General features: G+C 44.1%; 13 protein-coding genes. 8 read left to right on the forward strand and 5 right to left on the reverse strand.

Features of this window, described 5'->3' with window-relative positions:
• Positions 1-209 precede the first annotated feature (209 nt).
• The 5 genes from ACZIX4_RS19550 (at position 210) to ACZIX4_RS19570 (ending at position 4,176) form a co-directional block, all read left to right on the forward strand.
• A complete protein-coding gene (locus ACZIX4_RS19550) occupies positions 210-1,493 on the forward strand; it encodes a sensor histidine kinase (RefSeq protein WP_463337343.1) in 1,284 nt (427 codons plus the stop codon).
• Positions 1,490-2,170 (forward strand): response regulator transcription factor, encoded by a 681-nt coding sequence (locus ACZIX4_RS19555; RefSeq protein ID WP_463337344.1) that lies wholly within the window; start codon positions 1,490-1,492, stop codon positions 2,168-2,170. Before ACZIX4_RS19550 ends, ACZIX4_RS19555 begins: the two co-directional genes overlap by 4 nt.
• 94 nt (positions 2,171-2,264) lie before the next feature.
• Positions 2,265-2,981: a hypothetical protein gene (locus ACZIX4_RS19560; protein ID WP_463337345.1), complete on the forward strand. Its 717-nt coding sequence runs from the start codon at positions 2,265-2,267 to the stop codon at positions 2,979-2,981.
• Between the two features lie 237 nt (positions 2,982-3,218).
• Positions 3,219-3,527 carry a hypothetical protein gene (locus ACZIX4_RS19565; protein WP_463337346.1) on the forward strand — a complete coding sequence of 103 codons (309 nt, stop codon included), beginning with the start codon at positions 3,219-3,221 and terminating at the stop codon, positions 3,525-3,527.
• Between the two features lie 403 nt (positions 3,528-3,930).
• On the forward strand, positions 3,931-4,176 hold the full coding sequence (locus ACZIX4_RS19570) for a hypothetical protein (protein WP_463337347.1): 246 nt from the start codon (positions 3,931-3,933) through the stop codon (positions 4,174-4,176).
• A gap of 208 nt (positions 4,177-4,384) precedes the next feature.
• Here ACZIX4_RS19570 and ACZIX4_RS19575 read toward each other — a convergent pair whose 3' ends face one another.
• The 4 genes from ACZIX4_RS19575 to ACZIX4_RS19590 all read right to left on the reverse strand — a co-directional run bounded on the left by ACZIX4_RS19575 (position 4,385) and on the right by ACZIX4_RS19590 (position 9,558).
• Positions 4,385-4,897, reverse strand: coding sequence for a hypothetical protein (locus tag ACZIX4_RS19575; RefSeq protein ID WP_463337348.1), 513 nt, complete (start codon positions 4,895-4,897; stop codon positions 4,385-4,387).
• A gap of 9 nt (positions 4,898-4,906) precedes the next feature.
• Positions 4,907-6,808, reverse strand: coding sequence for a M1 family metallopeptidase (locus ACZIX4_RS19580; protein ID WP_463337349.1), 1,902 nt, complete (start codon positions 6,806-6,808; stop codon positions 4,907-4,909).
• 196 nt (positions 6,809-7,004) lie between these two features.
• Positions 7,005-8,618, reverse strand: a complete 1,614-nt coding sequence (locus tag ACZIX4_RS19585; protein ID WP_463337350.1) for a S8 family serine peptidase — start codon at positions 8,616-8,618, stop codon at positions 7,005-7,007.
• 76 nt (positions 8,619-8,694) lie between these two features.
• A complete protein-coding gene (locus ACZIX4_RS19590) occupies positions 8,695-9,558 on the reverse strand; it encodes an MBL fold metallo-hydrolase (protein WP_463337351.1) in 864 nt (287 codons plus the stop codon).
• Between the two features lie 152 nt (positions 9,559-9,710).
• Between ACZIX4_RS19590 and ACZIX4_RS19595 the strand changes: the two genes are divergently transcribed.
• Positions 9,711-10,613 (forward strand): histone deacetylase family protein, encoded by a 903-nt coding sequence (locus ACZIX4_RS19595; RefSeq protein ID WP_463337352.1) that lies wholly within the window; start codon positions 9,711-9,713, stop codon positions 10,611-10,613.
• A gap of 236 nt (positions 10,614-10,849) precedes the next feature.
• Here ACZIX4_RS19595 and trpS read toward each other — a convergent pair whose 3' ends face one another.
• A complete protein-coding gene (gene trpS, locus ACZIX4_RS19600; RefSeq protein ID WP_463337353.1) occupies positions 10,850-11,821 on the reverse strand; it encodes a tryptophan--tRNA ligase in 972 nt (323 codons plus the stop codon).
• A 75-nt stretch (positions 11,822-11,896) separates the two neighbouring features.
• Between trpS and ACZIX4_RS19605 the strand changes: the two genes are divergently transcribed.
• Together ACZIX4_RS19605 and ACZIX4_RS19610 are read left to right on the forward strand one after the other, a co-directional pair.
• Entirely contained in the window at positions 11,897-12,640 is a 744-nt protein-coding gene (locus ACZIX4_RS19605) for a lysophospholipid acyltransferase family protein (RefSeq protein ID WP_463337354.1), read from the forward strand.
• Positions 12,641-12,755: 115 nt separating this feature from the next.
• Entirely contained in the window at positions 12,756-13,145 is a 390-nt protein-coding gene (locus ACZIX4_RS19610; protein ID WP_463337355.1) for a RidA family protein, read from the forward strand.
• The last annotated feature ends 9 nt before the right edge of the window (positions 13,146-13,154 follow it).

The following is a 13,154-nucleotide window of genomic DNA, read 5'->3' on the forward strand; positions in this document are numbered from 1 at the left end:
GCAATAATGACGTTACCGGTTGAGCAAATACTGTTCCAAAAAATTCCGTGCACGGCAGTGCTTCATTCAACCAATGCAAAACTAAACAACTGTTCTTTATACCTTTGTTAACCGTTTTCAAATGCTTGTTAACTACCTGTTAACGGTTTTGGGCAGGTAAATTTTGTCGAAATATAAATGCATATTTGTGTGCTAATTCTTTTAGGAAATTGAAATTTAACAAACTAAATATCATTGTGTTCATTGGCCTTATCGCCATAGTGGGGGTTATTACCATGCAACTGGTAATGCTCCGCGAGGCGTATAACTTTGAGCGTAAGGAACTGGGCGACAAAATACACTTTGCCCTTCAGGATGTGGTGTCTAAAATTTACAGCGATAACAGTACAGAGCCGCCTGTAAACAGCCCGATTAAAAAAATAGCCGACGACTATTATGTGGTAAACGTTAACGACCAGTTTGAAGCCAACGTGCTGGACTATTACCTTAAAAACCAGTTCCTAAAAGTGAAGCTGGATATGGACTATGAGTATGCGGTTTACGATTGCTCCGGCGACGAAATGGTATATGGCGAATACATAAACATGGAAGGCCAGCAGGTAACCAACGAAAGCCTGAAGTGTGTAAACTGTTTTACCAAGCGCCCGGGGCTGGTGTATTACTTTGCCGTGCGTTTCCCAAAAATGACGCACAGCTACCTCAACTCGCTGGGGCAGTACTGGATATATACCGGTGTATTGTTCCTTGTTTTGGTTATTTATGTATACTCGGTATTCCTGCTGCTGAAGCAAAAACGCTATACCGAACTGCAAAAGGACTTTATAAATAATATGACGCACGAGTTTAAAACCCCGTTGTCGTCCATCCTCATTGCCAGCAACTATGCCGTAAAACAGCATGAAATAGAAGACAACCCCAAGCTGAGCCGCTACCTGAAGATAATCATTGAGCAAAGCAACAAGCTGAACCAGCATATAGAACGTATTTTATCTGTGGCCAAAAGCGACAGCGGTATCGGCAGGCTGGAGAAAAAGGCATTCAGGTTGGCCGACACGCTTGAACTGGTCCGTGAAAATGCCGAAATCAAATTTGAGAAGGCGCACGTTAACCTTGCTATGCCTGATGGGGATTATATGATTAACGCTGATGAATTCCACATTTACAACATTGTATACAACGTGGTGGAAAATGCCATAAAGTACGGACCCGAAAAACCGGAGGTAGCCATAAACCTGCAACCGAACGGCAAAGGGCTGCTGCTGAAGGTTACCGATAACGGCCCCGGCATAGCACAGGAGCATATCGATTTTGTGTTTGACCGTTTTTACCGCATACCACGCGAAAATAAAAAGGATGTGGAAGGCTTTGGTATCGGGCTTTTTTATGTGAAAAAGATTTGTGAACTTCACGGTTGGAAAATTACCCTGCAAAATAACCACGGTACGCCGGGAGTTACGGTAAGCATAGAAATACCCAAAAACAGCCTTGCATGAAAAAGAAGATACTCTATGTAGAAGACGACAGCACACTGGCATTCCTTACGGCAGATAACCTGGAGCAGCACTATGATGTAGCCCATTTTGAAAACGGCAGGGAGGCTTTTGAGGCCTTTAAAAAAGGCGGGTACGACCTGTGTATACTGGATGTGATGCTGCCCGAAATGGACGGATTTGAAATAGCGGCCGCCATACGCAATATAGATGTGGAGGTGCCCATTATATTCCTTTCGGCAAAAACACTTAAGGAAGACCGTATAAAAGGGCTTAAACTGGGCGCCGACGATTACCTGGTGAAACCGTACAGCATAGAGGAGCTTATTTTAAAGATTGAAGTCTTCTTGCAACGCAGCCAAAAGCAGACGGTTGCCAAAAACACAAGCTGTACCTTAGGCAGTTTTACTTTCGACCCGGAAAATTATTCCCTGCACCGAAACGGTGATACCATACAGCTTACCGAACGCGAAAGTGCACTATTGAAACTCTTCATAGATAACAAGAACGCCATACTGAAACGCGAACGCATACTCACGGCACTGTGGGGTACCGATGATTATTTTATGGGTCGCAGTATGGACGTTTTCATTTCGCGCCTGCGAAAGATTTTCCGTGAAGATGAAAGCATCCGTATAGAAAATATACCACGGGTGGGTTTTAAGTTGGTAGCGCCTTAAGTTGTTTATAGTTTGTAGTTCATAGTTCTTACTCAAACCATAGGGAAATTAAAACGGATTGTATACTTTTGATAGTAACCAACGCAACCGTAAAATGAAACCACGCTTATTAACGCTTTGCCTTCTAGTCATTGGTATAGTGATTTTCGCCTATTCACTAACATTGCCTTATTACAAAAACAATAAGGCTCCTTATGAAGTACTTCCTGATGATTCCGTAAACTATAAAGATAAGTATTACGAATATGAAGATACTTATCGTACAAACAAAACCGACCTTATGGATTTCGGTTCAGGGCTTTGCATTACAGCCACGTCATTTCTGTTTTTCCTGTTAGTTACAAAAATCAGGTGCTCTTCTGATTTTAAACATATTAATACCCCCGGGAAGCTGGGCATCTTTTTAGGTGCAAATGCTGCCTGGCTGCTTACCATACCCGGCACATACTGGTATTACACCTACCGTGCCGGAAGGGGCGACTACCCTCCTTTCGCTGACAGTATAGGGATACCCATTTATACACAGGTACCCGTTTGTTTATTACTACTCATCCCCCTGAATATTTTCATGCTGTTGTGTCTTGCTGTTGCAGATTTACCGGCACCATTACTAACTAAAGCCAATCATAACAATGCAGGGAGAATTACAATAGAGATTTTATTTGGTTTAATAATCTTTGTCAACCTTTGTTTCTTTATTCTCAGCTTAATTGATGGAGACCACTTCATGATACCTATAAGTATGTGTTTTATTTATTCTAACATGTCGTTGCGCGCGGGTCTTATAAATCGCTATAACCATTTCGATTAAAGCATGTTGAACGAGGGGAGTCAACACCATTTTACCCAGATTTTTCCACATTTTCTACAAATATGCCCGTTTCTTTGTTTTAAGGATATTGGGGCAGTATGTTTTACATTCAAAACTTATACATCTGTAAATAAGCAATTTAATACATAAAATTTAAAATTTAGAATAATAAGAATTGGTTTAGGCATTGCTCTTGCCTTATCTATTGGCATAAGACGTAATTTAAACCTATATACAATGAAAAAATTATTCGTAGGTGCACTAATGCTAACAGCACTTGTAGCAAGCGCACAACAAAAAGCCGATAAAAAAACAGAAACTAAGGCTACAACCACCACAACAACTTCTCAAACTACGCAGCCTGCACAGCCTACTACGGTAACCCCGGCTCCGGTAACTAAAGAAGAAAAAAGCACTACAACAACTACCACTACGCAGCCTACTCCCGCACCAACCCCGGCTACTGCTGACCCAACGAAAGTAGATGCCACTAAGAAGGATGAAAAAGCCGATACCAAGTCGACTGACCCTGCTAAAAAAATCTAAGTAACAGCATTAAGAGACTTTTTAGCGCCTATTTATATATACACTTCTAACACCCTAACAGGTTTTTAATCTATTTTGACCTGTTTAAAGCCTTTCGTTTTATAAACGAAAGGCTTTTTTTAATGTCTATAGCTGTAGCCGGTTTATGGTTTGATAACCGGGCATACCACAAAAAGCCATGTTTCCCCAACTTTCGCCGCAACAGTTTTCTACAATTTTCCACAGAATCAACACTCTGTAAAATGGTAATTATAGTCGATGGTAACTAATAGTTATATTTTAACTTTTTGCTTTTCAGTAATTTAAAATATAAAATGCAGAATTTAGAATAGTTAAAAAAGGTAAGGCACTATCCTTGTCTTAACTAAAGCAGGAACATAACACTAACAAATAAAGAGACACCATGCTGAATATATTTCTAATCATACTAATGCTTGCAGGGATTATCGTTTTTTCCCTTCAGCCCGCAGATAAAACAAACACAGATAACGCTAAACCAAAACAACCTGAAGTATCCCCGGTAACAATACAGGCCCAACCTATAGCTAAAAAGCAAATAGCCACGGCTATAAAACGCACGGCACTGCAATCTGCTATAACCAAAGGCTTGCCTTCGTTAGCTATGCCTGCTGTACGGGAGGCTTCATAATAACCGCTGCTAATCCTGCTAAAAAATCTGAGTAACAGCATTAAGAGACTTTTTAGCGCCTATTTATATACACTTCTAACACCCTCACAGGTTTTTATTCTATTTTGACCTGTTTAGCACCCTCCCGTAGTATGGGAGGGTGTTTATTTTTAAAGCACAAAGGGCTGTGATAATCACAGCCCTTTTATAAACAATATTATTCGGGTTATTAGGGTAGAACAAACCTGATTTTCCCCCTGCTTACGCTTATAGTATCGTAAAGGGCATGGTCGGTTAACTTTCCTTCAAATTTACCTTCTAATGTTCCGCCGTTATTTTCCACTGTATGGCTAAATTCTAAATCAGGGTCATTTAGAAACGTATTATCATAAAGTGTAGTCCAGGAAAGTACACTCCCACTGCTATACTTTTCAGTTATACCTATTTGCACACTATAAAGCTCATAATCTGCATCATGCGTATAAAAATAAAAATCAGCCGAAAAGTCATAGTTTTCATTAGTACTTTCAGGACTAAAGGCCGCAACATGCTTCCCTATAATTTCATCAGTGCTAATCCTTCGTATATCATTCACATAAAAACTGTCAAGATTTATTTCTAAACCGTCATATACAAATGAAACCTCATTTTGGCCGGTTTCATTTTCAGGCGGCATTCCTTCATTATCCCCATTACAGGAAATAAAAACAAACACAGATAAGATATACAACAGGTACTTCATAACGTACTCTTACCTCTGCTTTATATAAGCATTGTCTTCTTTGTTTACATCGGCCATGGTTTCGGTAGGGTCTATAACCAGTACCTTAATGGCGTCTTTATCTTTCGGCAGGCTAAACTGGTAGGTAGGATGTGCCCAGTCCCAGTCCTTAAGCACAGTACGCTTCAGGTTAGGGTACGGGTTGTCTTTCTCATAGTGCATTTCGGCAAGCGGTATGTACAGGCTTTCCTGCGTGCCGTCATCATATACCACTATCAGGTCAATAGGCATAGGCATGCGGCCTTTGCGCTCCAGCGTTACTTTGGCAGTGCCGTTTTCGTCTTTTATTTCCTTGATAGAATAGTCAATCGTATTGGTAGTCTGGCACCAGTCTATAAGGTACCAGTCCAGCTGGGCGCCGGTAATACGCTCTGCGGTACGCTTAATATCGTTTGGCACCGGGTGGCTGAATTTATAATCGGCATAGTAGCGTTTCAGGGTTTCGGCAAGCTTATCCTCGCCTATAACGTAGCCCAACTGTGCCAAAAATATCTCGCCCTTGCTGTATGCCGAAATACCATAAAGCGTAGAAGTATCATAACGGTCGGCATGCGTGGTAAGCGGCTGTTCCTTGCCGGTTTTCACCATATAAAAGTAGTTGTCGTAAGCGCCTTTAAAAGGGCTTTCAGGCTCCTCCCCTTCTTTCACTTTTTTAGGTTGTACAGCTTCCATGGCCAGGTCGCTTATGTAACTGGTAAAGCCTTCGTCCATCCACTCGTGCTTGCTCTCGTTTGTAGCCAGTATATGCTGGAACCACGAGTGGGCAAACTCATGCGCGGTAACACCCACCAGGCTGCCGTAGCTGCGGTTTCCGGTAATCAGGGTACACATGGCGTACTCCATACCGCCGTCGCCACCCTGTACCACGCTGTATTGCTTGTATGGGTACACACCCACATTCTTGTTGTAGAACTCTAACAGTTCGGCAGTTTTAGGTTGCATCCTCTTCCAGTTTTCTACATACTCCGGATTGTTTTTGTAGAAAAAGTGAAGCTCGGTGCCGTTAGCGCTTATCAGCTTATCGTGGATATACTCCGGGTCGGCACCCCAGGCGAAGTCGTGCACGTTTGGCGCCACAAAATGCCAGGTAAGCGTTTTGGCTTTTTTAGGATAAACCACCTTAATACCAGCATCTTCATAGCCGTGGCCTATTTCGTTTTTATTTTCAAGGTAGCCGCTACCACCTATCGTGTAGCTTTTATCGATGGTAATGTTTACATCAAAATTACCCCACACCCCGTGGAACTCACGCCCTATGTATGGGTCGGCGTGCCAGCCCTCAAAGTCGTATTCGGCCATTTTAGGGTACCACTGCGTCATGCTTAGAGCAACATTTTCGCTGCTGTTGCGGCCGCTGCGGCGTATTTGTAATGGCACCTGTCCTTCAAAATCAAGCGACAGCGTAGTGCTCTTACCCGGAAGCAGTGGCTGTGCCAGGTCTACTTCCAGCACTGTGCCTTCGGTATTAATTTTCGCAGTAGCTCCGTCCTGCTTAAGATTGGTAATATTCAGGTAGCCAATTTCGTTTGGTTTCAGAGTGGCAATACGGCTTTCGTTTACGGTTTTGTCACCGCTCTTAAAGCTTTTTACCATACGTTTATCAGGGTCGGCTATACTTTGCAGACGTGCATCCATTTCGCTGCCCGGCTGAAAGGCATTGAAATACAGGTGGTAAAATACACGGCGCAGCGTATCGGGCGAATTATTGGTATACACCAGTTGCTGCTTGCCGGTGTATTTGAACGTTTTTACGTCCATATTCACCTCCATTTTATAATCTACATGCTGCTGCCAGTACCCGGGATTAGGGTTGTGCTGCTGCGCGAAAAGGCCTGTGGCCGACAGTAATGCTATTCCGATAAATGTTCTCATGTGGTAAAAATAGGGAAAAAAGTGGATTTGGTTATTCGGTAATTTGGTTATTCGATGGCCTGGTGCAACTCTATAAAGACGCAAACCTGCTGAAAGGATAAAAAAAGCCGCTAATCACTTAGCGGCTTTGTTATTTAGAGATTTCTCGACTCCACTGCGTTTCGCTCGAAATGGAAACCCATCGGAATGGAAGAACTTACAGCTTCTCGCCCCTTGAAACCTTATCGGCAAGGATAATGGCGTTGTAAGCGTTTACTATTTTACCTGAACGGCAAACATCTTTAAACTGGCGTGTAGTGTTTTCGTCGCCGCCAAGTGCTACTTCAAGCGGAACAGCGATACCCGACTGCATGATGATTTGCTTCACTTCTTTAGCCGTAAGCTTAGGGTAGAATGCACGTACAAGCGCAGCTACACCGGCAGCATTTGGCGATGCCATTGAAGTACCCTGAAGGAACTCATACTCATTATTCGGTACGGTAGCATATATCTGCACACCCGGAGAGAACACGTCTACTTTAGTTTTACCGTAGTTACTGAAGTCTGCTACAAGGCCTTTATCAAAACTGTAGGTAAGTGCACCTATGGTAAGTACGTTATCTGTGTATTCGGTAAGTGTATTTTTATCGTCGTTAGGGTAACGCTCGCTCTTATCGGCATCAAGGTCTATACCTTCGTTACCGGCAGCAAACACTACAAGTACGTCTTTTTCACCAGCATATTTCAGCGCATCGTAAACCCACTGGCTGTGTGGCGAGTAGTATTTACCAAAGCTACCGTTGATTACCTTAGCACCATTGTCTACTGCATAGCGGATAGCAAGGGCTACGTCTTTATCGTACTCGTCGCCATCAGGCACGGCACGTACAGCCATAATTTCTACATAAGGGGTAGCCACACCGTCGCCGCCTACATTGTTGTGGCGCGCCTGGGCAATGATACCCGCTACGTGCGTACCGTGCTTGGCACCCTCTTTCTCAGGGCCTATTACGTTAGCATTACCGTAACTTTTGCTGTTCCAGTCGTCAGCGTTATCCTTAAGGATGTCTTTACGGGCGTTGTAGTCTTTGTTAAGGTGGTATTTAAGCTCGCTGTCGTAGTGCTCAAAACCGTCTTTTACCTGGCTGAACAATTGCTCGTGCGGTACCTGCCCAAGGTACATAATCAGGCGGTCTTTAATTGTGTTAAGCATTTGGTCGTCAAGCTTCAGGGCTTTAAGGTCGTCAGCAGTATACTCTTTTTTACCGGTTTTCTCCTGGAAGGTTTTATCAGCATTCAGGATAAATTCCATGCGCTGTTTGTTTACCTGTGCCTGCTTTACCTCATCATCATACTCGGCAGCAGCACGCTTGTAAGCATCAGAACCGTCGTCGCCTTTTTTAAGGATACGTACAAACTCCATGTTTTCGTGTTCTATATCACCAAGGAAGTTCCATCCGTGGATATCGTCTACATAGCCGTTTTTGTCATCATCCACACCGTTTCCGGCTATTTCTTTGGCGTTTGTCCAGATAACCTCTTTAAGCTCAGGGTGCTCTATATCTACACCGCTGTCTACCACACCTACAACCACTTTAGTAGCCTTGCGGTCTTTAAGCAGTTCGTATACGCGGTCTACGCTCATACCCGGAATGGTGTCTTTAAACAGGTCCAGGTGGCTCCAGCGTTTCTCGTCTGTTTCTGTAATGTCAGCTTTTTTAGCTGTAATAGGCGTAGTGATGGCCAATGGCTCTGCCGTAATTTTCTTGGCTCCACAGCTTGCCAAAAACAGGGCCAGCGCCGCAGTAAGGTAAATAGATTTGAATTTCATCAGTTCAGAATTACTTTTTATGTAAAAAATTTGTCTAAAGTATTGCCCATTTGTTACACAAAGGTAGCAATTAACATTACATTAATATATCCTTGGCACTTAAAACCTCCTTAAGGCGTACGCCTTTATCGGTGTGCTGCACGGTAATAATTTCATTATGCGCATCGTGTCCCAGCACCAGGTAGTAGCCTTTATCGGCAGCCTCATAAAGGAATTTACCCTTTTCATCCAGCGTAAGCAGCGGGCGCGTATCATAACCCATAACATACGGCAGCGGCAGGTGGCCTACGGTAGGCAGCAGGTCGGCCATAAACACAAAAGTTTTCCCGTTGTGGTTTATTACCGGCAACATCTGCTTTTCGGTATGGCCGTCGGCAAAGAGCACGCCAAAGCCTGCTTCGGTTTCAGCCTTGAAGTCACCTGTTTTGGGACGGGTAATAAATTTCAGTTGGCCGCTTTCCTGCATCGGCAGAATGTTTTCCGGCAGAAACGAAGCCTTTTCGCGTGCATTGGGTTTGGTAGCCCATTCCCAGTGGTTATCATTCGTCCAGAAATGTGCATTTTTAAACGCCGGTTCATAACCAGTGCGGTCTTTGTTCCATTGTATGGCGCCACCGCTATGGTCAAAATGCAGGTGCGTAAGGAATACATCGGTAATATCATCGCGGTGGAAACCATGCTTCGCCAGCGAGCTGTCCAGGTCATTATTTCCCCATAGCGAATAATACCCAAAAAACTTATCGCTCTGCTTGTTGCCCATACCCGTATCTATCAGGGTAAGGCGGTTACCGTCTTCTACCAGGAGGCAGCGGGCAGCCATATCTATAAGGTTATTTTCATCGGCAGGATTGGTTTTATTCCAGATGGTTTTCGGCACAACACCAAACATGGCACCGCCGTCGAGCTTAAAATTACCGCTCTCTACAGTATATAATTTCATTACAGGTTTTTGTTAACGCACTGCAAGTTACGCTAATTTTTCGGGTAGAACCGTTTCAGGAATATATTTATATGCCCTATTTTGTCCAAAAATTGAATTTTCTGCAAGCAAAAGGTTTTCGGCGGAATTATCTTTGCATAAAAAGCACACGGATGTTTCCCATAGCCTACCACCCTATTTACAGGCACCCTTTACCGGAAGGCCACCGTTTCCCGATGGTGAAGTACGAACTGCTACCGCAACAACTATTGCTGGAAGGCATAACCGAACCGCATCAGTTCTTTGAACCGGGGCTGACCGATATGGCTAATATATTGGCGGTACACACAGCCGAATATGTAACCCAACTTACAAACCTTACGCTTGATGCACGGGCGATACGCAAAACGGGTTTCCCGCTTTCGGCTGAACTCGTGGAACGTGAACTGCGCATAGCGCAAGGCACCATTATGGGCGCAGAAATGACTTTGAAAACCGGCATTGCCTTTAATATAGCAGGCGGTACCCACCACGCCTACTCCACCCACGGGGAAGCCTTTTGCTTACTGAACGACCAAGCCATTGCTGCGCAATACCTCATCAATAATAAACTGGCAAAAAAAGTACTGATTGTAGATTTAGATGTGCACCAGGGTAACGGTACTGCTGAAATCTTTACAGGGAATGATGCTGTGTTTACGTTTTCCATGCATGGAAAAAGCAATTACCCGTTTAAAAAGGAAACTTCCGACCTTGATATTGCCCTGCCTGATACTACCGGAGATGCTGAATACCTGTCGATTTTAGAAGACACCTTGCCAAAATTGATTGACAGTGAAAAGCCCGACTTTATATTTTACCTGAGTGGTGTGGATATTTTAGCTACCGATAAGTTGGGCAAGCTTGGTTGTTCTGTTTCAGGATGCAAGCGCCGCGATGAAATAGTACTACAACTTTGCCATAAACTCGGCATCCCTGTGCAATGCAGTATGGGTGGCGGCTACAGCCCCGACATTAAAATAATAATAGAGGCCCATACCAACACGTATCGCGTTGCTAAAGACCTCTATTTCTGATTTTATATTTTTTATTTTCTATTGACTTTCCAAATCTTTGTGGCTTAGCGTATAATTTTTACCACAAAGTCGCACAAAGGAGGCACAAAGTTCCACGAAGATTATAGAAATTTAAACTTCATGCTTGCAAATGGACACAAAGGCTCTCCTTCGGAAAGCTAAAAAAATTCACAAAGATATTCCCGAACTTTTGCCTTATCCCTTTTGCCTGAAAACTGCAACTGAATACTGAAAAACTATTCAAACCCCAGTTTCTCCCTTACACGGGCCAGTACGCTGTTTGCCTGTGCGGCAGCTTTTCCAGCGCCTTTGTTTAGCTCAGCATCAAGTTCGGCAAGGTTAGCCATATAGTAAGCATATTTTTCACGTACGGTTTTAAACTTCTCGCAAATCAACTCAAACAACGCCTGTTTGGCATGGCCGTAACCGTAGTTGCCCCCAAGGTAGTTGGCACGCATGGCCTCGGTTTGTTCAGGGGTAGCAAGCAGCTTGTATATTGCAAACACATTATCGGTATCAGGATTTTTAGGGTCTTCAAGCGGGGTGCTGTCGGTTTGCACACCCATTACCTGCTTACGCAGCGCCTTGTCATCCTGGAATATGTTGATGAAGTTATTACGGCTCTTACTCATCTTCTCCCCGTCCGTACCGGGAACAATCTTGGTTTCCTCGCTGCTTATAGCTTCAGGAAGCACAAAGGTGTCACCCATTTGGTGGTTAAAACGGCTGGCAACGTCGCGGGTTATTTCCAGGTGTTGCAGCTGGTCTTTACCCACCGGCACAAACTCGGCATCGTACAAAAGGATGTCAGCAGCCATAAGCATCGGGTACGTAAACAAACCGGCGTTTACATCAGCAAGGCGGTCGGCCTTATCCTTAAACGAATGCGCCAGTGTAAGCCTCTGGAACGGGAAGAAACAGCTCAGGTACCAGCTCAGCTCGGCAGTTTGCGGCACATCGCTTTGGCGGTAAAATACAACCCTGTTGGTATCAAGCCCACACGCAAGCCAGGTAGCCGCTACGCTGTATGTATTTTCGCGAAGCGTTTTCCCGTCTTTAATCTGTGTTACCGAATGTAAATCGGCTATAAACAGAAACGACTCATTCTCGGGTTTATTGGCCATTTCCACGGCCGGCAGTATTGCCCCGAGCAGGTTGCCCAAATGTGGTGTGCCGGTACTTTGAACACCGGTTAATATTTTTGCCATTATAAAAAATTGAAATTTGCACAAAGGTAACGGTTTTCATACATAATTCAGTCCGAATTGCTACATTTGGACTGTATGAAGCCCTTTAAGTATATTTTCTGGACACTGTACCGTATATGGTTTTACATTGTTATGGGTGTGCCCATTATAGTGCTTTCGCCATTCCTGGTACTTTCATTATTATCCGAACGCACCTACCCCCTGTTCTTCCTGATGGCACGCGGCTGGGGCAGGTTCATTTTGTTTTTTATGGGCTTTTGGGTTACTATTGAAAAGGACCAGCAGTTTGAACCCGGTAAGAGCTATATGCTTGTAGCAAACCATACCAGCATGACCGACATTATGCTGATGCTTGCCATTTGCCCCAACCCTTTTGTATTTGTGGGCAAAAAGGAACTTGCCAAAATACCCATATTCGGGTTCTTTTATAAGCGCAGCTGTATACTGGTAGACCGCAACAGCAGCAAAAGCCGCTTTGAAGTATTCCAGCGTGCACAGAAACGCCTGAACCAGGGCCTGAGCATTTGTATATTCCCCGAAGGCGGCGTACCCGAAGATGAAAGCATATTGCTGGATGAGTTTAAAGACGGTGCTTTCCGCCTGGCGATAGACCACCAGATTCCCATTGTACCCATGGCTTTTGCCGACAACAAAAAGCGTTTCAGCTTTACGTTTTTCAGCGGAAGCCCAGGCAGGATGCGTGCCAAAGGGCTTCCGTTTATTCCTACCAAAGGGTTAACCCTGGATGATAAAAAAGACCTAAAGGATAAAACCTGGCAGGTGATTTATGAGGGGTTAGTGAAGTTTGGGGAGAAATAAGTTGTTTTTCACAAACCTACAAGGTTGGAAAAACCTTGCAGATTAGTAACCCGTAATAACGCTCACATCCTGCAACGCCTCAAAGACCTTGTTGGTATATATAATTCCATCAATTATGACCAAAAGAACCCTAATCTCATCCCGCTCAGCATTTGAAAAACAAATAGGTTATTCCCGCGCTGTGGTGCAGGGCGACTGGATATTTGTAAGTGGCACTACCGGTTATGACTACGCTACCATGACCATATCTGATGATGTGGCAGAGCAGGCCGAGCAAACGCTTAAAAACATCATCCACGCACTGGAACAAGCCGGTGCTACACTGGCCGATGTAGTACGTGTGCATTATATTTTACCTGATGCCAACGACTTTGAAGCCTGCTGGCCTGTTTTGAAAAAATACTTTGGGGAGATATTACCGGCAGCCACCATGTTCTCGGCAGGGCTGGCCAACGATAAGATGAAAATAGAGATAGAGGTTACAGCACTACGCCGACCGGAATAAAAAAACGCC

Source organism: Flavobacterium niveum (assembly GCF_055231775.1).